This is a genomic window from Geodermatophilus sp. URMC 64 (assembly GCF_053502555.1).
Genome location: NZ_CP199955.1, coordinates 1,007,023 through 1,032,555, shown reverse-complemented (window position 1 = coordinate 1,032,555; position 25,533 = coordinate 1,007,023). Strand labels below are relative to the sequence as shown.

Annotated in this window: 24 protein-coding genes; 7 read left to right on the top strand and 17 right to left on the bottom strand. The window is 74.9% G+C overall.

Going from position 1 to position 25,533, the window contains the following annotated elements; all coding sequences use genetic code 11:
* Window positions 1-45: 45 nt before the first annotated feature.
* The 13 genes from hpf to ACWIYF_RS05085 form a co-directional block, all read right to left on the bottom strand.
* Window positions 46-744: a ribosome hibernation-promoting factor, HPF/YfiA family gene (hpf, locus tag ACWIYF_RS05145; RefSeq protein WP_448627040.1), complete on the bottom strand. Its 699-nt coding sequence runs from the start codon at window positions 742-744 to the stop codon at window positions 46-48.
* 88 nt (window positions 745-832) lie between these two features.
* Window positions 833-1,567: a ComF family protein gene (locus ACWIYF_RS05140; protein WP_448627039.1), complete on the bottom strand. Its 735-nt coding sequence runs from the start codon at window positions 1,565-1,567 to the stop codon at window positions 833-835.
* A gap of 57 nt (window positions 1,568-1,624) precedes the next feature.
* Window positions 1,625-3,334, bottom strand: coding sequence for an LpqB family beta-propeller domain-containing protein (locus ACWIYF_RS05135; RefSeq protein WP_448627038.1), 1,710 nt, complete (start codon window positions 3,332-3,334; stop codon window positions 1,625-1,627).
* Entirely contained in the window at window positions 3,331-4,893 is a 1,563-nt protein-coding gene (gene mtrB, locus ACWIYF_RS05130; RefSeq protein ID WP_448627037.1) for an MtrAB system histidine kinase MtrB, read from the bottom strand. The genes ACWIYF_RS05135 and mtrB overlap by 4 nt, the downstream gene beginning before the upstream one ends.
* A 245-nt stretch (window positions 4,894-5,138) precedes the next feature.
* Window positions 5,139-5,855, bottom strand: a complete 717-nt coding sequence (mtrA, locus tag ACWIYF_RS05125; protein WP_448627036.1) for an MtrAB system response regulator MtrA — start codon at window positions 5,853-5,855, stop codon at window positions 5,139-5,141.
* Window positions 5,856-5,973: 118 nt separating this feature from the next.
* Window positions 5,974-7,458 carry an adenosylhomocysteinase gene (ahcY, locus tag ACWIYF_RS05120; RefSeq protein ID WP_448627035.1) on the bottom strand — a complete coding sequence of 495 codons (1,485 nt, stop codon included), beginning with the start codon at window positions 7,456-7,458 and terminating at the stop codon, window positions 5,974-5,976.
* A 134-nt stretch (window positions 7,459-7,592) separates the two neighbouring features.
* Window positions 7,593-8,768: a mannose-6-phosphate isomerase, class I gene (gene manA / locus ACWIYF_RS05115; RefSeq protein ID WP_448627034.1), complete on the bottom strand. Its 1,176-nt coding sequence runs from the start codon at window positions 8,766-8,768 to the stop codon at window positions 7,593-7,595.
* Between the two features lie 78 nt (window positions 8,769-8,846).
* Window positions 8,847-10,577 carry a glycerol-3-phosphate dehydrogenase/oxidase gene (locus ACWIYF_RS05110; RefSeq protein WP_448627033.1) on the bottom strand — a complete coding sequence of 577 codons (1,731 nt, stop codon included), beginning with the start codon at window positions 10,575-10,577 and terminating at the stop codon, window positions 8,847-8,849.
* Window positions 10,578-10,614: 37 nt separating this feature from the next.
* On the bottom strand, window positions 10,615-11,643 hold the full coding sequence (locus ACWIYF_RS05105) for a cation diffusion facilitator family transporter (protein WP_448627032.1): 1,029 nt from the start codon (window positions 11,641-11,643) through the stop codon (window positions 10,615-10,617).
* Window positions 11,640-12,785, bottom strand: a complete 1,146-nt coding sequence (locus tag ACWIYF_RS05100) for an SIS domain-containing protein (protein WP_448627031.1) — start codon at window positions 12,783-12,785, stop codon at window positions 11,640-11,642. Before ACWIYF_RS05100 ends, ACWIYF_RS05105 begins: the two co-directional genes overlap by 4 nt.
* Complete coding sequence (locus ACWIYF_RS05095; RefSeq protein WP_448627030.1) at window positions 12,782-12,979, bottom strand: Trm112 family protein; 198 nt, start codon at window positions 12,977-12,979, stop codon at window positions 12,782-12,784. The genes ACWIYF_RS05100 and ACWIYF_RS05095 overlap by 4 nt, the downstream gene beginning before the upstream one ends.
* Complete coding sequence (locus ACWIYF_RS05090; RefSeq protein ID WP_448627029.1) at window positions 12,976-14,340, bottom strand: phosphomannomutase/phosphoglucomutase; 1,365 nt, start codon at window positions 14,338-14,340, stop codon at window positions 12,976-12,978. Before ACWIYF_RS05090 ends, ACWIYF_RS05095 begins: the two co-directional genes overlap by 4 nt.
* 77 nt (window positions 14,341-14,417) lie before the next feature.
* A complete protein-coding gene (locus ACWIYF_RS05085; protein WP_448627028.1) occupies window positions 14,418-14,768 on the bottom strand; it encodes a DUF3499 domain-containing protein in 351 nt (116 codons plus the stop codon).
* A gap of 100 nt (window positions 14,769-14,868) precedes the next feature.
* On the opposite strand from ACWIYF_RS05085, the gene ACWIYF_RS05080 reads away from it, so the two are divergent.
* Together ACWIYF_RS05080 and ACWIYF_RS05075 are read left to right on the top strand one after the other, a co-directional pair.
* Complete coding sequence (locus ACWIYF_RS05080; RefSeq protein WP_448627027.1) at window positions 14,869-15,621, top strand: SDR family NAD(P)-dependent oxidoreductase; 753 nt, start codon at window positions 14,869-14,871, stop codon at window positions 15,619-15,621.
* Between the two features lie 42 nt (window positions 15,622-15,663).
* Complete coding sequence (locus tag ACWIYF_RS05075; protein ID WP_448627026.1) at window positions 15,664-16,131, top strand: metallopeptidase family protein; 468 nt, start codon at window positions 15,664-15,666, stop codon at window positions 16,129-16,131.
* A 20-nt stretch (window positions 16,132-16,151) separates the two neighbouring features.
* Here the strand turns inward: ACWIYF_RS05075 and ACWIYF_RS05070 are convergent, their stop codons facing one another.
* Together ACWIYF_RS05070 and ACWIYF_RS05065 are read right to left on the bottom strand one after the other, a co-directional pair.
* Complete coding sequence (locus ACWIYF_RS05070; protein WP_448624501.1) at window positions 16,152-17,045, bottom strand: IS982 family transposase; 894 nt, start codon at window positions 17,043-17,045, stop codon at window positions 16,152-16,154.
* A gap of 78 nt (window positions 17,046-17,123) precedes the next feature.
* Window positions 17,124-18,008, bottom strand: a complete 885-nt coding sequence (locus ACWIYF_RS05065; RefSeq protein ID WP_448627025.1) for a phosphotransferase — start codon at window positions 18,006-18,008, stop codon at window positions 17,124-17,126.
* A 95-nt stretch (window positions 18,009-18,103) separates the two neighbouring features.
* On the opposite strand from ACWIYF_RS05065, the gene ACWIYF_RS05060 reads away from it, so the two are divergent.
* Entirely contained in the window at window positions 18,104-19,069 is a 966-nt protein-coding gene (locus ACWIYF_RS05060; RefSeq protein ID WP_448627024.1) for a hypothetical protein, read from the top strand.
* Here the strand turns inward: ACWIYF_RS05060 and ACWIYF_RS05055 are convergent.
* Together ACWIYF_RS05055 and ACWIYF_RS05050 are read right to left on the bottom strand one after the other, a co-directional pair.
* Window positions 19,044-19,844: a hypothetical protein gene (locus ACWIYF_RS05055; protein WP_448627023.1), complete on the bottom strand. Its 801-nt coding sequence runs from the start codon at window positions 19,842-19,844 to the stop codon at window positions 19,044-19,046. The genes ACWIYF_RS05060 and ACWIYF_RS05055 overlap by 26 nt on opposite strands.
* Before the next feature lie 105 nt (window positions 19,845-19,949).
* The gene (locus tag ACWIYF_RS05050) at window positions 19,950-20,195 is read right to left on the bottom strand and encodes a WhiB family transcriptional regulator (RefSeq protein WP_246324066.1); all 246 of its coding nucleotides are present in this window, start codon (window positions 20,193-20,195) and stop codon (window positions 19,950-19,952) included.
* A 360-nt stretch (window positions 20,196-20,555) separates the two neighbouring features.
* Between ACWIYF_RS05050 and cofD the strand changes: the two genes are divergently transcribed.
* The 4 genes from cofD to ACWIYF_RS05030 all read left to right on the top strand — a co-directional run bounded on the left by cofD (window position 20,556) and on the right by ACWIYF_RS05030 (window position 25,533).
* Entirely contained in the window at window positions 20,556-21,521 is a 966-nt protein-coding gene (cofD, locus tag ACWIYF_RS05045) for a 2-phospho-L-lactate transferase (protein ID WP_448627022.1), read from the top strand.
* A complete protein-coding gene (locus ACWIYF_RS05040; protein ID WP_448627021.1) occupies window positions 21,514-22,572 on the top strand; it encodes a coenzyme F420-0:L-glutamate ligase in 1,059 nt (352 codons plus the stop codon). Before cofD ends, ACWIYF_RS05040 begins: the two co-directional genes overlap by 8 nt.
* Window positions 22,573-22,601: 29 nt before the next feature.
* A complete protein-coding gene (gene rfbA, locus ACWIYF_RS05035) occupies window positions 22,602-23,474 on the top strand; it encodes a glucose-1-phosphate thymidylyltransferase RfbA (protein WP_448627020.1) in 873 nt (290 codons plus the stop codon).
* A 256-nt stretch (window positions 23,475-23,730) separates the two neighbouring features.
* A complete protein-coding gene (locus ACWIYF_RS05030) occupies window positions 23,731-25,533 on the top strand; it encodes a hypothetical protein (protein ID WP_448627019.1) in 1,803 nt (600 codons plus the stop codon).

The following is a 25,533-nucleotide window of genomic DNA, read 5'->3' as shown; positions in this document are numbered from 1 at the left end:
GAGGCCGAGCGCGCAGGTTTCCTGCGCGCTCGGCCTCCGTTCGGATCAGACGGTCGCCGGCGCAGCGGGAGCCTGCGCGGCGCTGGGGGCGGGCGCGGCGGCCGGGTCACCGTTGAGCGGCACCTCGACCAGCCGGATGAGGCCGTAGTCGTAGGCGTGCCGCCGGTAGACGACCGTGGGTCGGCCGGTGTCGGCGCACTGGAAGAGGAAGAAGTCGTGGCCGACCAGTTCCATCTCGTGGAGGGCCTGGTCGACGGTCATGGGGGTCGCGGGATGCTGCTTCTCCCGCACGATCCGGCCGGGCAGGTGCTCGTCGAGGTCGGTCACGTGCGGACCTTCCGCGAGCTGCCGGTCGAGGTCGAGAGTCTCGCTGACACCGAGGTCGGCGGCGGTGTTGCCGTTGATCCGGACACTCTCGGGGGTCCGGCGGCCGTGGTGCACCCGGCGGCGGTCGGCCGCGCGGCGCAGACGGGCGTCGAGCTTGCCGGCGGCCAGGTCGAGCGCGGAGTAGAAGTCCGGCGCGCTGGCCTCGGCGCGGACCACGGGACCCTTGCCGCGCAGGGTGATCTCCACGCGCTGGCAGTTGCCCGACTGGCGCGGGTTCTTCTCGTGGAAGAGCTCGGCGTCGATGCGCAGGATCTTCAGCTTGCCGTCGAAACGGTCCAGCGGGGTGAGTTTGTCCCAGACGTGCTGCCGGAAATGGTCGGGGACTTCGACATTGCGGCCACGGACCACGATCTCCATGAGACCTCCCGTTCGGAGCGGGCTGTGATCGGTTCGACGCTAGTCGCTCAACAGGGGTCCCGACAGTCGGCCGGGGGACCTCCTTCGTTCACCGGATCGCCACGCTGCCGCCTGCGGCCGTGGGGTCACGGCGCGGCGTCGCCGCCACCACCGCCGCGAGCACCGGCGTGCCCGTGACACTGCGTCCCGACGCGAGGACGGAGGCAGCCTCGGTCAGGGTCGCCCCGCTGGTCACGACGTCGTCGACCAGCACGAGCACCGCGCCGGCAGGCGGCGTGCCGGCGAGCACGAAGCTCCCGGCCAGGTTCGCCCGCCGCTGCGCCGCCGACAGCCCCGCGGAGTCGCGGACCCGGCCGCGGCGGCGCAGCAGCCGCGCCTCGGCGGCCGCGACCCCGGCGGCCCGCAGCTCTGCCTCGGCCCGGCGGGTCAGCTCTCGGACGGGGTCGCGGCCACGGTTCCGCAGCGCGGCCGCCGACGGCGGCACCGGCACCAGCAGCACCGGCCCCGCCGGGCCGGGGACGCCGCGCAGGACGCCGGCGACGGCCAGCGCCAGCGCCGTCCCGAGCACCCGCCCCAGCTCGGCCCGGCCGCGCTCCTTGAACGCCAGGACGGCGGCACGCACCGGTCCCTCGTAGGCGCCCGCCGCCACGGTCGGCGGGAAGCCGGCCGGGAAGCGCCGCGGCGTGGCCAGGTGCGGGCGCGCCAGCAGCCGCCCGCAGCGGCGGCACACGACGGCACCGGGCAGCCCGCAGCCGGCGCAGGTGCGCGGCAGCACCAGGTCGGCGAGGGCCGTGGCGTGGGCACGAGCCCAGGCGAGCTGCACTCCCCCACCCTGTCGGCGCGCCTGCCCCGAGGGCCGGCCCCGGCGCGATCTGTGGATCTACAACGGGAAGAACGGCTCGGTGCCCGGCAGCGGCTCCTGGCCGCGGACCAGCGTCACCCACGTGCCCCCGGAGAACTCCCACATCGTCCCGCCGGCGCTCACCAGGGGCAGCCGGCCGGGCGCGGCGCCCACCGCGGTCGGCTGGCTGGGCAGGCCCGCGGTCGGCACGTCGTCCAGACCCCAGCCGTCGACGCCGACCTCGTAGGGCACGATCCGGTCCTCACCGGCGTCCCCCGCGAGCACGAGCAGGCTGCTGCTCGTGCGCCAGGCGACGTCCACCACCTGCGTCAGCGACGGGGCGACCTGGCGCAGGTCGGGCAGGGACACGCCGCCGTCCTCGGAGCGGACCACGGTGCCCACGTACAGGCGCGGCCCCTCCGGCCCGTCGACCACCACGGCCGCGCGGACGCCGTCCGGCGAGAGCTGCAGCTCCTGGGCGCGGCCCAGGCCCGGGAGCGTCGGCGTGCTGACCGCCTGCGGCGGGCCGCCGGCGCCGGGCACCCGGACGACGGCGTCCCCGTCGCGGACCACCCAGATCTCGGCGCGGGTCGCCGCCACGGTCGGCATCGTCAGGGTGCCCGCGGTGAGCGCGGGGGCCAGGTCGCCGCCGTAGGGACCGGTCAACAGGGTGGCCCCGCCGGGCATGTTCGCCGTCCCGGCCATGGTCGTCAGCTTGCCGGTGCGCTGGTCGGCCGAGACGGCGGCGCCGGTCAGGCCGTAGACCCCGGCGCCGGCCGGCCCGGGGGCCGGTGTGCCGGGCACCGCGTGCAGCGCGCCGCCGGTCAGGTAGTGCCCGACGGCGTCGACGGCCGAGCCCTCCGGGTCGAAGGAGGCCCAGTCGTCGACCGTCTGCAGCAGCGGCACGCCCTCGATCGACACCGGATCGCCGTCGATCAGGATCTGCACGCTGCGCGCGGAGAACGGTTCGAGGGTCCACACGAGCTGCGCGCACAGCTCGCCCAGCGCCGGCGACGGCTCCGGGGACACGTTGGTCAGGTCGACGGTGACCGTCTGCCCCGAGACGGTGATGGCCCGGCGCAGCTCCGCACCGGCCAGCGGGTTGCGCACCCCCGCGGCCAGGGAGGCGGCCGGCCCGGCCAGCTCCCGGTCGACCAGGGCGGTCGGCTGCGACTCGCCGGCGATCAGGTACCGCGGGTCCGGCACCAGCCGCTGGCCGGTGGGATCCAGGAAGTACGCGGTCAGCTCGTCGTAGAGCCGGGCGAAGTCCGGCTGCAGCATGAGCAGGCCGTCGGGCGGATCACTGATCCGCCACTCGCCGCCGACCTGCTCGAGGGTGAACTCGCGGGTGTAGGCCTCCTGGTCGCCGACGGTGAAGATGCCCCGCGGGTCGACGGTGCCCACCAGGTCCGCGGTGACCCGGATGGTCCCGTTGTCGGTGGTCACCGCGGAGTAGTCCTGGCTGAGGATCGTGATGCCGGACTCGTCCGACCACGACCGCGCCGCCTCGGGCGTCAGGTGCTCGCGCGCGACCGGGTGCCCGCGCGTCGCGCTGGCCGCGGCGTCGAGGAAGCCGCGGACGACGTCCTCGGGGGTCGCCCCCGCCTCCGGGGACAGCGGCTCGATGCCGACGGTGTCGTCGGGCCGGCTCGGCGCCTGGGTGATCTGCACGGTCGGCGAGCTGGTCGGCACCGTCGAGCAGCCGGCGAGCGCGACCACCGCCGTCAGCACGGCCGGCCACCGCCTCACGGCTGCACCGCCGGACGCCCCGTCGGACGCCGGACGATCGTCGGGCGCAGCGGCAGAGGTGAGCTGGTCAGGTCACCTCCGGCGACCAGCGGCAGGGTGAGCCGGAACTGCGCGCCGGCGCCCTGCTGACCCCACACCTGCAGCCAGCCGTTGTGCAGCCGGGCGTCCTCGAGGCTGATCGACAACCCCAGCCCGCTGCCGCCGACGGTGCGCACCCGCGCGGGGTCGGCTCGCCAGAACCGGTCGAACACGTGCTGCGCCTCGGCCGGGCTCAGGCCCACCCCGAAGTCCCGCACGGTGACCGCGGCGGCCGTCGGGTTCGACGCCAGCGTGATCTCCACCGGCTTGCCCGCGCCGTGCTCGATGGCGTTGCCGATGAGGTTGCGCAGGATCCGCTCCACCCGGCGGGCGTCGATCTCGGCGATCACCTCGTCGGCGGGCTTGTGGACGACCAGCGGGGTCGCGTGCATCTCGGCCAGCGAGCCCATCGCCTCGACGACGCGCTCGACGAGGGCACCCAGCCCGGTCGGCTCCGGGTCGAGGACGGCGGCGCCGGCGTCGTACCGGCTGATCTCGAGCAGATCCGTGAGCAGCCCCTCGAACCGGTCCAGCTCGGCCCGCAGCAGCTCGGCGGAGCGCGCCACGTGCGACGGGAAGTCCACGCGCGACTCGTAGAGCACGTCGGCGGCCATCTGCACCGTGGTCAGCGGTGTGCGCAGCTCGTGGGAGACGTCGGAGGTGAACCGCTGCTGCAGGTGGGAGAGCCCCTCAAGCTGGGTGATCTGGCGCTGCAGGCTGTCGGCCATCGCGTTGAAGCTGGTGGCCAGCCGGGCGAGGTCGTCCTCGCCGCGGACGAGCATGCGCTCCTCGAGCTGGCCCTCGGCGAGCCGCTGCGCCGTCCCGGCCGCGCGCCGCACCGGGTCGACCACCAGCCGGGTGACCAGGACGCCGATGCCGACGACGAACAGGGTCAGCGCGATCCCGCTGATGATGACGGTGCTGCGGATCAGGGCGAGGCTCTCCGCCTCCTGGTCCAGCGGGAAGGCGTAGTACAGCCCGATCCGCTCGGTGCCGCCGGCGTCCCCGGGCACCGAGGCGCCGATCAGCAGCGTCGGCTGCAGGGTGCCGGGGTCCCCGTCGGGCACGAGCGCGTAGCGGTAGGACTGCCCGCCGGACTCGACGTCGGCGCGCAGGTCGGCCGGGATGGCCGGCCACACGAACCGCCGGCTGGTCGCCGTCCGCTCGGTGTCGCCACTGCGGTAGACCATGACGACGTCGAAGTCACCGGCCGAGCCGGCGCGGGCCTTGAGCTGCTGCACGGTGCGGTCCAGGGTCGCGCGCACGCTGGCCGCGTCGCCCGTGGCGATGCCGGTCACCTGGCTCTGCGCGTAGAACACGCCGAGCTGCGCCTGATCGATCGCCGCCTGCTTCTTCACCGACAGCAGCTGGTCGCGGATCTGGCTGAACAGGACGACGCTGACGATGATCACGACCGTGCCGGCGACGGCCATGGTGATCGCGCCGATCCGGACCTGCAGGGACGACCGCCACGCGTACACCGCGCGGGCGGCGAGCCGGCGGGAGGTCTCGGAGATCCAGCGGCCGGTGGCGCCGGCGCGGCCGGCGAGCGCCGTGCCCAGCCGCGGCAGGACCGGCTCCCGCTCCTCCGCAGGCGCGGCGGGAGGCGGCGGCGGGATCCGGGGGCGCTCCGGGGGGGGCGGGCGGCGCGGAGTCGAGCGTGCCGGTGGAGCGGGAGGCCGGCGCCGTCGTCCGGCCGTCGATCTCCGAGGTCACGGCCAGCCGGTCACGGCGGGCCGGCCTTGTAGCCGACGCCGCGCACCGTCAGCACCACCTCGGGCTTCTCGGGGTCGCGCTCGATCTTCGCCCGCAGCCGCTGCACGTGGACGTTGACCAGCCGGGTGTCGGCCGCGTGCCGGTAGCCCCACACCTGCTCGAGCAGCAGCTCGCGGGTGAACACCTGCCGGGGCTTGCGCGCGAGGGCCACGAGCAGGTCGAACTCCAGCGGCGTGAGCTGGATCGGCACGCCGTCCCGGGTCACCTGGTGGGCCGGGACGTCGATCTGCACGTCGCCGATCGCGAGGTTCTCCGCCTGCCCGGTCTCGCCGCGGCGCAGCTGGGCGCGCACGCGGGCGACCAGCTCCACCGGCTTGAACGGCTTGGTCACGTAGTCGTCGGCGCCGGCCTCGAGCCCCTGGACGACGTCAATCGTGTCGCCCTTGGCGGTCAGCATCACGATCGGCACCGTCGACTGCTGGCGGATGTCCTGGCAGATCTGCAGCCCGTTGCGACCGGGCAGCATCAGGTCCAGCAGGACGATGTCGGGCCGGGTCTGCTGGAAGACGCCGACCGCCCGGTTGCCGTCGGAGACGAACGCGGGCTCGTAGCCCTCGCGGCGGAGGACGATGCCGAGCATCTCGGCGAGGGCGGCGTCGTCGTCGACGACCAGGACCCGGCCCCGGCTATGCCCGTTCTGCGGCGCGGTGGGTGGCACGGCGCCCATTCTGCGCTGTCAGGAGCCGCAGGCGGTGCCACCCGGCCGCAAGACACACGGCCGGGTGGTGGAAGGACCCCCTTCTCCCCACGCCTCGCAAGCTCGGCGCGGGCCCCTGAAGGGGGCCTCAGTAGCGGTAGTGGTCGCTCTTGAACGGGCCCTCCACGGGCACGCCGATGTAGTCGGCCTGCACCTTGGTCAGCTCGGTCAGCTTCACGCCGAGGGCGTCGAGGTGCAGCCGCGCGACGTGCTCGTCGAGCTTCTTCGGCAGCACCGTGACGGTGGCCGCCTTGCCCGCGTACTCGGCGCGCTTGGTCCACAGCTCGATCTGGGCGAGCACCTGGTTGGCGAACGAGGCGCTCATCACGAAGCTCGGGTGGCCGGTGGCGTTGCCGAGGTTCAGCAGCCGGCCCTCGGAGAGCACGATGATCGTGTGGCCGTCGGGGAACCGCCACTCGTCGACCTGCGGCTTGATGTTCGTCCTCGTGACGCCCGGCGTCCGCGCCAGGCCGGCCATGTCGATCTCGTTGTCGAAGTGCCCGATGTTGCCCACGATCGCCTGGTGCTTGGTCCGGGCGAGCTGCTCGGCGGTGATGATGTCCTTGTTGCCGGTGGCCGTGACGATGATGTCGGCCTTGCCGATCACCTCGTCGAGGGTGGTCACCTCGTAGCCGTGCATGGCGGCCTGCAGCGCGCAGATCGGGTCGATCTCGGTGACGATGACTCGGGCGCCCTGGCCGCGCAGCGACTCCGCGCAGCCCTTGCCGACGTCCCCGTAGCCGCAGACGACGGCCACCTTGCCGCCGATCATCACGTCGGTCGCCCGGTTGATGCCGTCGATGAGCGAGTGCCGGCAGCCGTAGAGGTTGTCGAACTTGCTCTTGGTCACCGAGTCGTTGACGTTGATCGCCGGGAACAGCAGCCGGCCGTCGCGGGCGAGCTCGTATAGGCGCATGACGCCGGTCGTGGTCTCCTCGGTGACGCCCGCGATGCCCTGCCCGATGCGGGTCCAGCGCTGCCGGTCCTCGGTCAGGCCCTGCCGCAGCGCGGCGAGGATGACCCCGTACTCCTCGGAGTCGGCCTCGGTGGCGTCCGGGACGGCGCCCTCGGCCTCGAAGCGGGTGCCCAGGTGCACCAGCAGCGTCGCGTCGCCGCCGTCGTCCAGGAGCATGTTCGGGCCGACGACCGCGCCGTCCTCGTCGCGGAACTCGAAGAGCCGCTGGGTGCACCACCAGTACTCCTCCAGCGTCTCGCCCTTCCAGGCGAACACCGGGACGCCGGTGGGCTGCTCGGGGCTGCCGTCGCCGACGACGATCGCCGCGGCGGCGTGGTCCTGGGTGGAGAAGATGTTGCAGCTCACCCAGCGGACGTCGGCGCCGAGCGCCTTCAGCGTCTCGATGAGGACGGCGGTCTGCACGGTCATGTGCAGCGAGCCGGCGATGCGGGCGCCGGCCAGCGGCTGCTCGGCGCCGTACTCCTCGCGCAGGGCCATGAGGCCGGGCATCTCGTGCTCGGCGAGGCGGATCTCCTTGCGGCCGAAGCCGGCAAGGGAGAGGTCGGCGACCTTGAAGTCGCCGTCGGTCAGTACACGCGTGCCAGTGCTGGCGGTCATGTCGCTCCAGGGAACGCACCCGGCCCACCGCGGACCGGGCTCTCGTCGGTCGCTGAACGGAAGAGCGAGCATGCCGAGGCTTCGGCGGGGCTCGTGCCGTCGACCAGGGTAACCCGCGGCGGCCCGCGGGCGGCTCAGGAGACGGCGGTCGTCGTCCGGTAGAGGACGGCGGGGCCGCGGGCGCTCACAGGTGCCCCGGCCGGCACGAACGCCGACTCCCCCTTGGCCAGGACCAGCTCCCCGTCGGCCGAGGCCAGCACCGCCGTCCCCTCCGTGCACAGCAGGACCTGCGGGCCGCGGGTGGTGAGGATGCCGCTCTCGCTGCCGAGCTGGACGCGGGTGAGGTCGAAGTCCTCGACCGGCACCGGGTAGCGCAGGCCGCCGGGCCCCAGCACCGGGTGGATGACCGGCACGCGGCCGTCGGTGAAGTCGAGCACCTCGATCAGCGCCGCCAGGTCGACGTGCTTGGTGGTCAGCCCGCCGCGCAGCACGTTGTCGGAGCTGGCCATCACCTCGACGCCCGCGCCGGAGAGGTAGGCGTGCAGGTTGCCCGCCGGCAGGAACACCGCCTCGCCGGGGGCGAGCTTGAGGTGGTTGCACATCAGCGAGATGACCACGCCCGGGTCGCCGGGGTAGGACTGGGCGAGCGCCGCGGCCCAGCGGTAGGTGTTGATGAACTCCGGGTCGTGGGCGGCCACGAACGACGCGGCCTTCGCGGCCACGGCGTCGACCAGCGACTCCCGCCGCTTCTCCGACAGCGCCAGCAGCTGCGGGATCGCCGCCCGCAGGCCGCCGCGGGCCAGCGCCGCGATCGTCGGCTTGAGCTCGGGGAGCTGCAGCTTGGCCAGGCAGTGCAGCGATTCCTCGACCGGCCGGAAGCCGCAGAGGGCCTCGAAGGTCGACAGCGCCAGCAGCAGCTCGGGCTTGTGGTACGGGTCCTTGAAGGTGCGGGTCGGGTCGTCCTGCGCGACGCCGGCGGCCTCCTCGGCGGCGTAGCCGGCCTCGGCCTGCTCGGGCGTCGGGTGCGCCTGCAGCGACAGCGGCGTCTCGGCGGCGAGCACCTTCATGAGGAACGGCAGCCGCGCGCCGAAGCGGGCGACGACGGCGTCACCGAGCAGCCGCTGGGGGTCCGCGGCGATCGCGGCGTCGAGGCCGCGGCCGTCGGGCAGCCGGCTCGGGTCGTCGGGGTGGGCCCCCATCCAGAGCTCGGCCTGCGGGCGCTCGGACGGCACCGGCTGGCCGAGGAGCTCCGGGATCACGGTGCGGCTACCCCACGGGTAGCAGCGGACCGCACTGGTCAGGGGCCACATCGGTGCCGAGACTACTTCCGCGACGGTCACTCTCCCTATGTCGTCGGTCTCCTGGGCGCCGCGCAACCCCCCATCGGGTCAGACGGCGGGGGCCCGCACGTCCGGGGCGCCGTGCCGCGCCGCGTCCGCCGTCCGGTCGTCGGGCATCCGCTGGGACTCCCGCTCCGCCGCCACCCGGGCCAGGTAGTGCTCGACCTCGCGGTCGCGCCGCTCGTCGTCCCAGCCGAGCGGCCCGGCCATCAGCCCGGCCACGTCGGCTGCGGACTCCACGCCGCGGTGCGCCGTCTCGATGGAGACCCGGGTGCGGCGGGTCAGCACGTCGTCGAGGTGCAGCGCCCCCTCAGCGATCACCGCGTGGACGACCTCGGCCCGGAGATAGCCCGGCGCGCCGGCCAGCGGGCGACCGAGCTCCGGGTCCTCCCGGATCAGGGCCAGGACGTCGTCCACCCGGTCGCCGTGGCGGTGCAGCAGCCGGTCGACGGCCGCCTCGGTCAGCCCGGACGCCGCCGCCAGCCGCGGCCCGCTCCCCCGGACGGCGTCCCACCGGCGTGCCCCGACGACCGGCAGGTGCGCGGTGCGGGAGGGCGGCACCCCGGGCAGCCCGGCGAGGGCCGCGTCCACGGCGTCCTCGGCCATCACCCGGTACGTCGTGTACTTGCCGCCGGCGACCAGCACCAGGCCGGGCACCGGCGTCACGACGGCGTGCTCCCGGGACAGCCGGCTGGTCTGGTCGGCCTCCCCGGCCAGCAGCGGCCGCAGCCCGGCGTAGACACCGACGATGTCGGCCGTGGTCAGCGGCCGGGTCAGCACCCGGTTGACCTGGTCGAGCAGGTAGGCGATGTCGGCGCTGCTGGCCGCGGGGTGCGCGCGGTCCAGCCGCCACGGGGTGTCGGTGGTGCCGACGATCCAGTGCTCGCCCCACGGGATGACGAACAGCACGCTGGTCGGCGTCCGCAGGATCAGGCCGGCCGGCGAGACCGGATGGCCCTCGATCGCGGCCCGGGGCACGACCAGGTGGACGCCCTTGGAGGCCCGGACCCGCAGGCTCGGCGCCTCGACGCCCAACATCGCGCCGACGTCGTCGCTCCAGACGCCGGTGGCGGCGATCACGCTGCGCGCGCGCACCGAGAACGTGGACCCGTCGGTCAGGTCGGCGACGCGCACGCCGACGACGGGCCCCTGGTCGCCGTCGCGCAGCAGCCCGGTGACCCGGGCGCTGGACAGCGCCCGCGCGCCGTAGGCGGCCGCCGTCCGGACGACGGCCAGCGTGTGCCGGGCGTCGTCCACCTGTGCGTCCCAGTAGCGGATCGCGCCGCGGACGACGTCGCCGCGCAGGCCGGGGAACGCCTCGAGGGTGGCCCGCCGGGACAGGTGCCGGTGGGCCGGGATGCCCCGGTCGGCGGCCAGCGCGGCCCCGAGGACGTCGTAGAGGGCCACCCCGGCGCCGTAGTAGGCCCGCTGCCAGACCGGCGCGGTCAGCGGCAGGAGGAACGGCAGCGGCGTGACCAGGTGCGGCGCGATCGTCTGCACCAGCCGGGCGCGCTCATGCAGCGCCTCGTGCACCAGGGGGAAGGCGAACTGCTCGAGGTAGCGCAGCCCGCCGTGGATGAGCTTGCTGGACCGGCTCGAGGTCCCGGCGGCCCAGTCGCGCGCCTCCAGCACCGCGACGGACAGCCCGCGGCTGGCCGCGTCGAGCGCGGCGCCGGCGCCGGTCACCCCGCCGCCGATCACGACGACGTCCACGACCTCCTCGGGCAGCCGCGCCCGATCGGCCCGGCGCCGGGCAGGTGACAGGGTCGTCCTGCTCACGATTCCCCCCGCGTGCGCCACCGGGTCCGGCAGCGGGTCACACCCCCCGGGCCGCGCTCGCCCCCGAGCGGGCCGGGTCGGCCGGCCGGCGGATGTCGGGCTCCAGGTAGATGACCCGGGCCGAAGGGACCGCGGCGCGGATCCGGCTCTCGGCGGCGTCGATGCACTCCGCGATCGCGGCGGCGTCTGCGCCCGGCGCAACGGCGATCTTGGCTGCCACGAGGAGCTCGTCCGGGCCCAGGTGCAGCGTCTTCATGTGGATGATCGACAGCCCGGAGCCGCCGTGCTCCAGGGCAGAGACGATCTTGCGCTGGTCCTCCGGTGTGGCCGACTCCCCGAGCAGCAGGCTCTTCGTCTCGACCGCCAGGATGACCGCGATGATCACTAGGAGCAGGCCGATGCAGACGGTGCCGATGCCGTCGAAGACGCCGTTGCCGGTGAGCGCCGCCAGCCCGACGCCCAGGAGGGCGAGCACCAGGCCGGTGAGCGCGCCGATGTCCTCGAGCAGGATCACCGGCAGCTCTGGCTGCCGCGCCGTCCGGATGAACTTCCAGTAGCTCTGCGTCGGGGGCTTGACCGCCGCGGTCTCCTTGATCGCCGTCCGCAGGGAGAAGCTCTCCAGGACGATGGCGACCAGGAGGACGCCGATCGCCCACCCCGGCGAGGTCAGCTCCTCAGGGTGCTGGAGCTTGTGCACGCCCTCGTAGATGGCGAACAGACCACCGACGCTGAACAGCACGATGGCCACGATGAACGCGTAGATGTAGCGGTCGCGGCCGTAGCCGAACGGGTGCTGCGGGGTCGCCGCGCGCGCCGCGCGCTTGCCGCCGACCAGCAACAGCACCTGGTTGCCCGAGTCGGCGACCGAGTGGATCGCCTCGGCGAGCATGGAGGACGCCCCGGTGACCAGGAACGCGACGAACTTGGAGACCGCGATGCCGAGGTTGGCCAGCAGCGCGGCGATGATCGCCTTGGTGCCGTGCCCGCCGCCGTGGCCGCCGGCCTCGGCGTGCCCGGCCTCGGCAGCAGCGTGCTGCCCGGTCGTGGAGGGAGTGTCGGTGGTCATCCGTGGTGGGCCCTCTCGGAGTCGAGTGCCAGCGCCAGGTACACAGCGCTGAAGTCGGCGACGGCCAGCTGCCGCGCGAGGCGGGGCAGCCGGGGGAACCGCTCGGGCTCGCCGTGCTCGGCGAGCCCGCTGACCGGCACGTTGTGCGCCGCGGCCGTGCGCAGCGTCTCGCTCATGGCCTCCGCGGCCGACCGGGGCTCGCGTTCCCCGCCGCCGTCGAGTCCGCCGGCGTCGGGGTCGCGGATGGTCAGCAGCCGCAGCCGGCGGCCGGCGTCGTCCGCGCGGTCGCGGAAGAAGTCGTCCTCGCCGTCCGAGGGCGCCAGCGGCCCGCCCAGCACGGCGCAGGCGGCAACCCGCTGGTCGGGCAGCCGGAAGCTCGGGGCCGGCAGCCCGGCGAGGGTGGCGAGCTGGTCGGCGACCCGCTCGGCCGCCGCGCCGGCGAGCGAACCCTCGGCCGCGATGACCGGCATCGCGTCGAGCAGCTCGAGGGCGAGGGTCTTGGCGGGGTTGACGAACGACTCCTGCGCCGGGCCGCACTCGGTGGCGATGTCGTCGAGGGCCGTGGCGACCGCCTCGGGGTCGGCCACCGGCTCGGCGAGCAGGCCGAGGTCGACGCCCAGGCGCAGCAGCGGGGTGAGCAGCGACCACAGGGTCGTGTGGCGGACCCGGCTGCGCGGCAGGGAGACGTACGGCGCGCGGGCGGTCGAGCACGCGGCCTGCAGCGGTGCGTCCTCCGCGCCGATGCCGAGGAGCGAGACGCCGCGGCGGGCCGCGTCGTAGGCCGGAGTCACCGCGTATCGGCCCGCCCCGGTGCGGGTGGCCACCACCGCGATGTCCGTGGGCCCGGCCCAGACCGGCAGCACCGGCCCCGGGACGACGTCCACCGTGACCGGGCTGGCGGGGCCGAGCAGTGCCCGCAGCACCGAGGCCGCGACCGCGCCCTCGCGCCGGGCGACGATGATCAGCCCACGGGGGCGGCCGCCGGCGGTGATCCGCTCCAGCCCGGCCTCCTCGGTCAGCCGCGCGGTCTCGCGGACCTGCGCGCCGGCGCCGGCGACCGCCGGCAGCAGGCCCCGGGGGTCGCGGGCGCGCAGCAGCTCGAGGTCGTCGAGGACCTCCTCGGCGAGCTCGGGCGAGGTCATGTCCCCTGCCCCCCGCGGTGGCGGGCCTCGTCGAGCAGCAGCACCGGGATCCCGTCCCGCACGGGGAACGCGCGGTCGCAGGTGGTGCAGAGCAGCTCCCCGGCCTCCTCGTCCACCGTCAGCGGGCTGTGGTGGGTGTCGGGGCAGGCGAGGATCTCCAGGAGGACGGGATCGAGGCCCAGCGGACCGCTCATGCGTGCACCAGCTCCAGCACTCGGTCCCGCAGCTCGGCCATCCGGGCCTCGTCGGGCGCTTCGACGTTGAGCCGCAGCAGCGGCTCGGTGTTGCTCGCTCTCAGGTTGAACCACGCGCCGTCCGGCAGCGACACGGTCAGCCCGTCGAGCTCGTCCACGGTGACGCCGTCCTGCTCCTCGAACGCCTTGCGGACGGCGGCGGTCCGGTCGGCGGCATCGGCCACGGTGGAGTTGATCTCGCCGGAGGCGGCGTAGCGCGAGTAGGCCGCGGCCAGCTCCGACAGCGGCCGGCTCTGCTCCCCCAGCGCGGCCAGCACGTGCATCGCGGCCAGCATCCCGGTGTCGGCGCGCCAGAAGTCGCGGAAGTAGTAGTGCGCCGAGTGCTCCCCGCCGAAGACGGCGTCGGTCCGGGCCATCTCGGCCTTGATGAAGGAGTGCCCGACGCGCGTGCGCACCGGGTCGCCGCCGTGCTCGCGCACGATCTCCGGCACCGCCCGCGAGGTGATCAGGTTGTGGATGATCGTCGTCCCGTGGCCCTTGGCCAGCTCCCGGACGGCGACCAGCGCCGTGATCGCCGAGGGACTCACCGCCTCGCCCCGCTCGTCGACGACGAAGACGCGGTCGGCGTCGCCGTCGAAGGCCAGGCCGAGGTCGGCGCCGTGCTCGCGGACGGCGGCCTGCAGGTCGACCAGGTTGGCCGGGTCGAGCGGGTTGGCCTCGTGGTTCGGGAAGGAGCCGTCGAGCTCGAAGTAGAGCGGGACGACGGTGAGCGGCAGCCCCTCGAGGACCACAGGGACCGTGTGCCCGCCCATGCCGTTGCCGGCGTCGACGACCACCCGCAGCGGCCGGATCGACGAGAGGTCGACCAGCGATCGCAGATACGCCGCGTACTCGTGCAGCACGTCCCGCGCGCTCACCGTGCCGACCCGCTCCGGATCCCGGTCGTAGGCGTCCCGCTCGGCCAGCTCGCGGATCCGCGCCAGCCCGGACTCCTGGCCGATCGGGGCGGCCCCGGCCCGGCACAGCTTGATGCCGTTGTACTTCGCCGGGTTGTGGCTCGCGGTGAACATCGCGCCGGGCACGTCCAGCGAGCCGGCCGCGAAGTAGAGCAGGTCGGTCGAGCCGAGCCCGGCCTCGATGACGTCGACGCCGCGGCTGATGACGCCCTCGGCGAAGGCGCGCGAGAGCGGGACGGAGGACTCGCGCATGTCGTGCGCGGTGACCACGGCCGTGGCGCCGCTGTCGGCCGTCACGAACTCCGCGAACGCGGCGCCGAGCGCGCGGGCGACGTCCTCGTCCCATTCCCCGGGGACGACCCCGCGCACGTCGTAGGCCTTGACGACCGCAGAGAGATCCCGCACGTGCCGAACCCTATAAGGACCCCGCTGCCCCCCACCGCTCGCGGGCTCGCGGCGGGGCCCTGCTGCGGGGCCGTTCTTCAGCTGAGGTCGGGCAGGACCCGCAGGTGGCCGCGGCGGGTGCCGCTGCCGTCGTCGGCCGGGTTCCGCGGCGGCTCGGGCCGGGCGGCCTCGCGCACGGCGTCGGCGAGGGCGAGCAGGTCGTCGCCGGTCGGGCCGGAGTCCTCGACGTCGATCTCGTGGCGCACGACCTCCCAGCCGCGCGGCACGGTCAGCCGCTCGGCGTGGAACTCGCACAGGTCGTAGCTGTGCGGCTCGGAGAACGTCGCCAACGGCCCTACGACAGCGGTCGACTCCGCGTAGACGTAGGTCAGGGTCGCCGCTGCCGGTTGCGCGCAGCCGCTGCGCGAGCAGCGACGTGACTGCCTCACCACCGGATCCTCACGCTGGGCACAGTAATGCCGTACCCGGGTGGATGGCAGCAGGCACACCGGGAATCCGGGGCCGGTTCCCATCCTGCACGATGACCCCGTGGGTATCGACACCGGTCCGGTGCTCGTCCTGGGCGGTCGCAGCGAGATCGGTGTCGCCGTCGCCGAACGGCTCGCCGCGCGCGGGTGCAGGACGTTCGTGCTGGCCGCGCGTCGCCCGGCCGAGCTGGACGAGCAGGAGTCCGCGCTCCGGCGCGCCGGTGCCACCGCGGTGGAGCGGGTCGAGTTCGACGCCGACGACCTGGGCCGGCACGCCGCCGTCCTCGACGAGGTCGTCGCGCGTGTCGGCGTCCCCGCGACCGTCGTCGTCGCCTTCGGCGTGCTCGGCGACCAGGCGGCGGCCGAGCGCGACCCCGCGGCCGCAGTCGCCGTCGTGCACACCGACTACGTGGCGCACGTGCACGTGCTCACCCTGCTGGCCGACCGGCTGCGCCGCGCCGGCCGCGGCACGCTCGTGGTCTTCTCCTCGGTGGCCGGCGTGCGTGTGCGGCGGGCCAACTACGTGTACGGCTCGGCGAAGGCCGGCCTGGACGGGTTCGCCAGCGGGCTGGCCGACGCGCTGGCCGGGTCGGGGGTCTCGCTGCTGCTCGTGCGGCCCGGGTTCGTGGTCGGCCGGATGACCGAGGGGATGGCGCCGGCGCCGTTCTCCAGCACGCCGGAGCAGGTCGCCGACGCCGTGGTCGGCGCGCTGGCCCGGGGGCGCGGCACCGTGTGGGTACCGCCGGTGCTGCGGCCGGTGTTCTTCGGGATGCGGCTGCTGCCGCGCGCCGTGTGGCGCCGCCTGCCGCGCTGAGCAGGGACGCCGTCCCCCCGTCGCCGTAGGCTCGCACCCGACATGACGCGACCGCCCAGCCGACCGACCCGTTCCCGCCGCGACCGCCACGGCCGCGGGCTGCGGGGCCGGCTCGTGCCCGACGAGGTCCCGCTGGCGCGCAGCCGCGCGGAGCAGTTCGACGACCTGGTGCTCGACGCCGTCGAGGACCTCGAGCGCCGGTGGGAGCGCGAGCTGGCCGGGGTGGAGTTCGCCGTCGAGGACGTCCCCTGGGTCGAGCACACCAGCCCCGACGAAGTGGTGCTCGACGCCGACGTCCTGGACGACGGCAGCGTGCCGCTGGCGCGGGTGCTGCCGGCGCACCGGGAGAACGGGCGTGAGGTGCCGCCGCGGATCATCGTCTACCGCCGGCCGCTGGAGATCCGCGCGCACGACCGGGACGATCTCGCCGACCTCGTCCGCGACGTCGTCGTCGACCAGGTCGCCGTCCTGCTGGGCCGGGACCCCGAGGAGATCGACCCGACCGGCTAGACGAGTAAGTCCGAAGTCCGTCAGTGGTCGTAGGCGATCAGGGATCGGGTGATCGGCTGGCCGGTGGCGCGGTTGTGCCAGATCGCGGCGGTCAGAGCCAGGATCCGCTGCGCGACACGGGCGCTGACTCCGGTGAGCGTGCGGCCGCCGTGGAGTTCCAGGTCGAGTTGGCCTTTGAGGGTGTCGTAGACCGACTCGATGAGCTGCCGGATCGGCGGGAGCAGGATCTGGCCCGGGCGAGGCCGTTGGCTGCGCAAGGAGGGGCGCAGTAGGTCGGCGCCGCGCCGGTGGAGGTAGTCGTCGAGTTCAGCGGAGATGTAGCCCTTGTCGGCGATGAGCAGCAGCCCCGGTCGGGCGGCCAGCAGCGGCTGGTCGTGATCGAGCATGGCCATGAGTACCTGGCGCTCGTCGAGCGTGGGCGGGCTCAGCGCCCAGGTGATCGGTAGCCCGGCCGGTGTGCAGACCAGGTGCAGCCGCAGCCCCCAGAAGTAGCGCGAGTGCGAGCGACACCAGCCGTAACCGGCGATGCCGGCCAGCTGCGAGCGCAGCGCGGCCGGGCGGGAGCGGGCGCACTCCACCGGGGTGGAGTCGACCAGCCAGACCGGATCGGCCCACAGGTCGGTGTCACTGGCCAGGTCGCGGATGACCCGGTTGAGCAGCGGCAGGGCAGCGCGCAGCCGCTTGTTGTAGCCGGACTGGCCGGGCAGGTAGGGAAACGCGCCGGGCAGGGCCTCGGGCACCAGGCGCAGCCAGCGGGCCTCGGAGTGCACGGCGAGCAGCACCTGCGCCACGGCCAGGGTGAGCAGTTCGGAGTCGGTCAGCCGCGGGCGGCGTCCGGCGCGCACGCGACCGGCGAGATGATCATCAATCCAGACATACAGTGCGGTCAGGAGGGTGTTTAGGTCGGTTCTCACACCCCGAGCCTGAGCACCCTCCGCCCGCGCCTACAGCGCCCTTCGGCCCTGGCCGCCGATAGGACTTACTCGTCTAGTTCAGCTCGCGGTGGGGCTGTTCAGGTCCCGGGCGATCCGGCGGGCCTCGGCGAGCCGGGCGCGGGCGAACGCGACGTCCAGGCCGTCGCCGCGGTCGGGCCGGGTGAGGCGGGCGACCAGCTGCTCCAGGGCGACCGCGTGCCAGAGCAGACCGACGTCGGGCCGCTCCCAGCCGGCGGTCCGGTCCAGGACGACCTCGGCGATCAGCTCGCGGTCCTCGTCGCCGGCGGTCGTGGCCCACAGGGTGAGCAGGTCCCGGTGCCGCGGCCCCGGGCACACGGCCGTCCACTCCAGCACGACCAGCCGACCCTGCTCCTCGTCGAGGACGGCGTTGGCGGCGCGGAAGTCGCCGTGCGTGACCTCGGAGAGGGGCAGCTGACGCGCCGCGGCCCGGACCGCCCGCAGCTCGGCCAGCCGCACCCCGCCGCGGACCAGCCGGCCGGCGTCCTCGACCGAGGCGCGCGCCCGGCCCAGCGCGGGACCGCGCGGCGGCTGCCACGGCTCCCCCGGCGGCGCGGGCAGGGGCGCGATGCGGACGGCCGACTCCACCGCGGCCTGGGTCCACCTCGGGCCGCCGGCCGGCACGCCGTGCACCCGGCCGGACACCAGCCAGCGCCCGTCGTCGTTGGCCGCGAGCACCTCGGGGACGGCGACCTCCCGCTCCTCGGCCCACCGGCGGCCGCGCAGCTCGGCGCGCAGGCGCAGCCGCCCGTTCTCGGTGACCGCGAGGTCGACGACGCGGTCGGCGAGGACGCCCTGGACGACGCCGAGCGCCGGGGAGAGGTCGACGACGGACAGCAACTGCTGGTCGATGCCCAGCTCGGCGAGGAGTGCCTCGACCCGCGCGCGGGCGCCCTCGTCGGCCGGTCGGCGGGCATCGCTCATCGCCGCGCATCCAAGCACGGGGGGACGACGCGGTGCGGGGAACCGGCTGCGCCGTGCCGTCGGCGGCCGGCGGGGGCCCTGCGATGCTGGGCGCGATGGACGTCCAGACGGCGGCACCCGGGCCGGCCCTCGGGCTCGGGATCGCCGTCGCGGTGGGCGTCCTGGCGCTGGTCCTGCTCACCGTGCTGGTCCTCACCCGGCGGCCGGCCGGTCCGCTCCCGGGCGAGCCCGAGCCGGCGCCCCCCGGCGTCTTCCCTGACGACGACCTGCCGGCCTTCCGGGAGCACCCGCCCGGCTCCCCCGGTGCCGGTGCGGCCCGGTCCATTGCGCCGGTCCGCGCCGGAGCGCCCCCGGCCGCCCCGGGCCGCGACCCCGTCCGCGTGCTGACGGCGATGACGGCGGCCGCGCTCGCCCTGATCGCCGCCGCCGGGGTGGCCGCCGCCGTCGGCGAGCGCCGGCAGGCGCCCGAGCCGGTCCGCCGGACCGGGACGGCGGCGCCGTCCGCCACCGCGATGCCGGTCCCCGCGGCGCCGTCCCCCGGGCAGGCCGGCGCCGGGACGCTCGCCGCCCGCTCCGTGCCCCTCGGACCGGACGGCGTCACGGCGCGGCTGGCCTTCGGCGGGGTGGTCCTCGAGCCGCGCGCCGTGGGCGTCACCGTGACGTATCCGAGCGTGCAGGTGACCCTGGCCGACGAGACGACCGCGCTGGCGCACGTGCGCCTGCCGACGTGGAACTGCATGACCGATCGCCCGCCCGCCGACCCGGCCGCCGCGGGCTGCCGGCGGTCGCTGACGGAGTACGCCGACCTCCCGGCGCCCGCGCTGGCGGTGACGCGGTCCGGCGAGGGGCTGCGGCTGTCGGGGCGCTTCCCGACCTACACGCGCCCGAACGGCACCGGGCCGGTCTACACCGGACGGGTCTACGCCCTGACGGTGACCGTGCGGCCGGAGCGGGAGCTCACCGACCGCTGGACGGCGGCGTCGGGCGAGTTCGTCCTCGGCGAGGGCCGGGCGGAGTCGGTCGACGATCCCGCCGTCAGCGCGGTGCGCGCCGGCGCCTGAGCGGAGGGCCGCCGGTCGCGGTCAGCGACACCAGCGGCGCGCCCATCTCGCGGCCCAGCCCGCCGCCGTCGGCGAACCCCCACCAGGGCCAGCGGTCGGCGCCGTCGACCAGCGTGAGCAGCGCCGCCCGCTCCCCCACCACCGCGAGCTCCAGCTGGCCGATCGCGGCGTGCACCCGTGCGGCGGTCCGCAGGAAGGTCCGCGCCCGGCGGTGCGGCTCGCGGGCGAGCAGCGCCGGCAGGGCCCGGTCCAGCGCCCGCGGATCGGTCGTGCGGGACACCGGCCCGAGCGCGTCGACCAGCCGCTCGGTGCGCCCGCTGCCGAACGCGGCGGTCGGCAGCCGGGCGGCGAGCGCGGCCGTGGTCGGGCAGCCGAGGGGCAGTCCCGCCAGGCGCAGCGTCCAGGGCCGGCGCAGCGAGCCCAGCAGGTCGAGGACGCCGGCGGCGAGCAGATCGGCCACCCTTGCGTCGGCGGCGAGCAGCCGGGCCGGCGGCCGGCCGGTCGGGGCGGGGCTGGCCGGGGAGCTGCCGAGCAGCGTCGCCTCCACGGCCACCCCGCGGGGGCGCAGGTCCAGCAGACCCAGGGCCGTCGGACGGCCCTGCGGATGGGGCTCCACGACGACGGCGACCGGCCGGGAGGCGGCGGACGTCGTGAGGACGGCGGTCAGCCAGGGGCCCTGCGCCGGGATCGGCGCCCGCAGCCGGGCCATGAGCGGCGCGGCGGCGCGGATCTCCCGCACCACCCGGGCGCGGCCGACAGCGACCCGGGTGAGCACGCCCCATACGACCACAGCCGCCGACACCGAGGTGCCAGCGGCTGTGCGTGGCCCCCCTGCAGGGTCCCGCCGCGAGCTTGCGAGCGGTGGGGGGCAGGGGGGTCCTTACACCGCGCGGCGGCGCAGGCGGCGCCGCTCGCGCTCGGACAGACCGCCCCAGATGCCGAAGCGCTCGTCGTTGGCCAGCGCGTACTCGAGGCACTCGGCCTTGACCTCGCAGCCGGTGCAGATCTTCTTCGCCTCGCGGGTGGAGCCGCCCTTCTCGGGGAAGAACGCCTCCGGGTCCGTCTCCGCGCACAGCGCCCGCTCCTGCCACGACTGCGCGTCGGCCTCGAGGCCGATGCCCAGCATGCCGGCGATGCCCTGGCCGCCGAGCGGCCCCGCGACGCCGTGGTCGGAGCCCAGGCCGAACCGGTCAGCGGACCGCTCTGACGCGCCCATGTAGTCGCTCAACCACGACACCTCCGCCATGACGATGCGTCCCCTCTCGCTCTCGTCCCGGTGCGCGTTCTCCGAGACGTTCCCGGGCCGCTCTGCACTGGATGACACCGCGGGAATTACACGCGTGTCGCTCCGAGGCCGTCAACTTCGCGCGTTGTAAGCGAATCGCCACAGAAACCCCAGGTGTCACGGTCGTTCGTCAATTTCTCGCCGGCCCACCCGACACGCCGGTCAAACAGTCGACAACTGCCATGCGGCACGATGCGTTTCGTGGAGATCGTCGTGCTCGCCGGAGGCGTGGGAGGGGCCCGGTTTCTCCGGGGACTGAGATCGACGGCCCCGGAGAGCCGGATCACGGCGATCGTGAACACCGGCGACGACGTGACGATGCACGGCCTGCGGATCTGCCCCGACCTCGACACCGTGGTCTACACCCTCGGCGGCGGCATCGACGAGGAGCGCGGCTGGGGGCGGGCCGGCGAGAGCTGGACGGTCAAGGAGGAGCTGGCCGCGTACGGCGCCGAGCCGACGTGGTTCGGCCTCGGCGACCGCGACCTCGCCACCCACCTGATCCGCACCCGCATGCTCGACGCCGGCTATCCGCTCTCCCAGGTGACCGCGGCGATCGCCGAGCGCTGGCAGCCCGGGGTCACCGTGCTGCCGATGAGCGATCAGCGGGTGGAGACCCACGTCGTCGTCGCCGACCCCGAGGACGACGACCCGCCCAGCTCCCGGCAGCGGGCGATCCACTTCCAGGAGTGGTGGGTCCGCTACCGGGCGGCGCTGGAGCCGTCGGCGTTCGTCCAGGTGGGCGTCGACTCGGCGCGCCCCGCCCCGGGCGTGGCCGAGGCGCTCGCGACCGCCGACGCGGTGCTGCTGGCGCCGTCGAACCCGGTCGTCTCGATCGGCACGATCCTCGGCGTTCCGGGCCTGCGCGAGGCCATCCGGGCCGCCCGCGGCCGCGTCGTCGGGGTCTCCCCCATCGTCGGCGGGGCCGTCGTCCGCGGCATGGCCGACCGGTGCCTGCCGGTCCTGGGCATCGAGGTCAGCGCCGAGGGCGTGGGCCGGCACTACGGCGCGCGCAGCGACGGCGGGCTGCTCGACGCCTGGCTGGTGGCGCCCGGGGACGAGGCCGACGTGCCCGGCGTCGACGTCCGCCAGGTGCCGCTGCTCATGTCCGACCCGCCGGCGACCGCCGCCCTCGCGCGAGCGGCCCTGGACGCCGCCGGTGCCTAGACCGCCCGCCGGTTATTCGGTCCACCCCGTGCCGGGGCTGCCCGAGTTCGGCCCCGGCGACGACCTGGCCGCCGCGATCGCCGGCGCCGCCCCCTGGCTGGCCGAGGGCGACGTCGTCGTCGTCACCTCGAAGGTCGTGTCCAAGGTCGAGGGCCGGCTGGTCTCCGTGCCGCCCGGGGCGGACCGCGAGGCGGCGCGCCAGCGGGCGATCGACGAGGAGGCGGTGCGGGTCGTCGCCCGCCGTGGACCGCTGAAGATCGTGGAGACCCGGCAGGGCTGGGTGGTCGCGGCCGCCGGCATCGACGCCTCCAACGTGGCCGGGGACGCCCTGGTCCTCCTGCCCGAGGACGCCGACGCCTCCGCGCGGGCCCTGCGCGGGCGGCTGCGCGAGCTGCTGGGGGTGGACGTCGCGGTGGTGGTGAGCGACACCTTCGGGCGCACCTGGCGCGAGGGCCTCACCGACGTCGCGGTCGGCGCGGCCGGGATCGCCGCCCTCGAGGACCACCGCGGCGCGGTCGACCGGCACGGCAACACGCTGGAGACCACCCAGGTGGCCGTCGTCGACGAGCTGGCCGCCGCCGCCGACCTCGTCAAGGGCAAGCTCGCCGGGGTGCCGGTGGCCGTCGTCCGCGGGCTGCCGGTCGCCCGCCCGGAGGGCGAGGACGCCGGCACCCGCCCGCTGGTGCGCCTGGGCCCGGGTGACCTGTTCCCCTACGGCAGCCGTGACCTGGTGGCCTCGCGCAGGCCCGGCGCGGACCTCGTCCCCCGGGACGGCGAGCTGGCGGCCGTGGCGGAGGCGTTCCGGGTCGCCAGCGAGGCGCTGCCGGAGTTCCCGGTCGTGCTGCGCTTCGGCGGCGAGGAGGACGGCGTCGTCGACGTCCACCTGCCCGAGCGCGCCACGCTGACCGCCGAGCTCAACCTGGGCGCGCTGCTCGGCGCGGCGATCGTCCAGCTGCACGCCGAGGGTTGGACGACCCGCTGGGAGCCGGTGGGCACGCCGGGCGGCAGCTCACTCGTCGGGAGGTTGTGGCTCGGGACGCCACGGCCCTGAGCCGCCCGGATCGCCTACCGTTGTCGATCATGCGCGGGATCATCCTGGCCGGGGGCACGGGCAGCCGCCTGTTCCCCATCACGCAGGCGGTCAGCAAGCAGCTAATGCCGGTCTACGACAAGCCGATGATCTACTACCCGCTCTCCACGCTGATGATGGCCGGCGTCCGCGAGGTGCTGGTCATCACGACCCCGGACGACAGCGCGGCGTTCCGCGCCCTGCTCGGCGACGGCAGCCGGCTGGGCATGCGCATCGAGTACGCGGTCCAGCCGCGGCCGGAGGGGCTGGCGCAGGCCTTCCTCATCGGCGCGGACTTCCTCGGCGGCGAGGCCGCGGCGCTGGTCCTCGGCGACAACATCTTCTACGGGGCCGGTCTGGGCACCGCCCTGGGCCGGCTGCCCGAGCCCGACGGCGGCCACGTGTTCGCCTACCACGTGGCCAACCCGCAGGACTACGGCGTCGTGGAGTTCGACGACGCCGGCCGGGTGCTCTCCATCGAGGAGAAGCCGGCGAAGCCGAAGAGCTCCTACGCCGTCCCGGGGCTGTACTTCTACGACCGGGAGGTCGTCGAGATCGCCCGCGGCATCACCCCGAGCGCGCGCGGCGAACTCGAGATCACCGCGATCAACGAGCACTACCTCGATCGGGGCCGGCTGACCGTCACCGTCCTCGACCGCGGGACGGCGTGGCTGGACACCGGCACGTTCGCCTCGCTGCGCCAGGCCACCGAGTTCGTCTCCGTGGTCGAGGAGCGCCAGGGTCTCAAGATCGGCTGCATCGAGGAGGTGGCCTGGCGGCAGGGCTGGCTCTCCGACGGCGACCTGCGCGCCATCGCCGAGCCCCTCGCCAAGAGCGGCTACGGCGCCTACCTGCTCGGCCTGCTGGACGACGGCCGCCGCTGACGCCCGAGGGCCCGACCGAACCCTGGGGCCCGTCGATTTGTCGACATCTGAGGTCAGTGTGACGACGGTGGCGCTCGCCTCCGGCGGGTCGCGGTCGTGGCACCCGCGCGGCACCGAGTGCTCCTAAGCTCTTCTCGGACGCCCGGTGGCCGACCCTCGGCCGGCACCCGACCGGAGATCTCCTGCACCGCACTCGGCACCGGTCCGCCGTGCAGGACAGCGCACAGACCGTGCCCCCACGAGGACGGACGAACCCTTGTCGAGCATCACCCAGGACACCTCCACCACCGAGGTGCTGGACGACCCCGCGGCCGAGGAGCCCACGACGACGCGTCGCGGGCCGGGCCGGATGAGCACGCCCGAGCGCCTCCTGTTCGGCGCGGTGGTCCTCGGGGTCCTGGTGGCCGGCTGGCTGCGCCGGTGGACCTCCGACGACGCCTTCATCAACTTCCGCGTCGTCGAGAACATCCTCGCGGGCAACGGCCCGGTGTTCTCCGCCCCGGAGCGGGCCGAGGTGGCCACCAGCCCGGCGTGGCTGGCGGTGCTGACCGTGGCCGAGTGGATCGTGCCGGGCGACACGGTGGCCTGGGCCTCGGTCGTCCTGGGCCTGATCGGCACGGCGACCGGCGTGCTGTTCGCGATGCTGGGTGCCCGGCGGCTGTTCGCCGGCACCCCGGCGCGGCTGATGGTGCCCTTCGGGACCGCGATCTTCCTGGCGCTGCCGCCGACCTGGGACTTCACCACCTCCGGCCTGGAGACCGGGCTGTCCTTCGCCTGGATCGGCGTCTCCTTCTGGGGGCTGGTCCGCTGGCTGCAGGACGAGCCGGCCCGCGCCGGCCGCCCGGTGTGGCTGTTCGTGCTGGTCGGCTTCGGCGCGCTGGTGCGCCCCGACTTCGCGATCATCGCCGGTCTGCTGTTGCTGTGGATGACCGTCCTCGCCACCGGCGCGTGGTGGAAGCGGCTGCTCGGCCTGGTCTCCGCCGGCGTGCTGCCGGTCGCCTACCAGGTCTTCCGGATGGGCTACTACGGCCTGCTGGTCCCCAACACCGGGGTCGCCAAGGAGTCCAGCCGCCCGCTGTGGGGCCGGGGCGCGGTCTACCTCGCCGACCTCCTCGCGCCGCACATGCTCTACCTGCCGGCGGTGCTCGCCGTGGCACTGCTCGCCCTGCTGCTGCCCTCGCTGACCTGGCGCAAGCGCGAGTGGTCCCTCGTCGCCGTGGTGTTCCTCGCCGCCGCCGTGCACGCGCTCTACGTCGTCCGGGTCGGCGGGGACTTCATGCACGCCCGCCTGCTGATGCCCAGCCTCTTCCTCGCGCTCTGCCCGATCGCGGCCGTCCCGCTCATCCGGGTCCGGGTGTGGATCAGCGCGGCCTTGCTCACCGCCACGGCCGCCTGGGCGGTGATCTCCGCCGCCGCGCTGCGCACCGACTACGAGGGCCGGGTCGGCCCCAGCGGCATCGCCGACGAACGCGGTTTCTACGCGGGGCTGGCCGGAGTGGAGAACCCCGTGACGCTCGAGGACCACGGCGGCGCCGGGGTGAGCAACTACGCGGCCCAGGTGAACCGGCTCCAGGACGACGGGCAGGACGTCATCGCCGTCCAGGTCGTCCCGGTCACCCCGGACACCCCCGTCTCGGTCATCGGCCCCTCGGCCGGCGGCACCGTCTTCTCCGTGGGCAACGCCGGCTTCTACGGGGTCGCGGCGGACCTGGACGTGTTCGTGCTCGACGGCCTCGGCCTCAGCGACCCGGTCAACAGCCACATCGAGCCCGGCCCACCCGGCCGGCCCGGCCACGAGAAGGTCTTCCCGGCGTGGTACATGCTGGCCCGCTACGGCTCCCCCGAGATGGCCGAGCGGCAGTTCGACGACCTGCCGGCGCCGGACATGATCGCCGCCTCCCGGCACGCGCTGTCCTGCGGCGACGCCGCCGAGCTCATCGCGGCCACCAACGAGCCCATGTCGTGGGACCGCTTCTGGGACAACCTCCTCGGCGCACCCGAGCGGACCTCCCTGCGCATCCCCGTCGACCCGTTCGCCGCGGAGGAGAAGTTCTGCTGA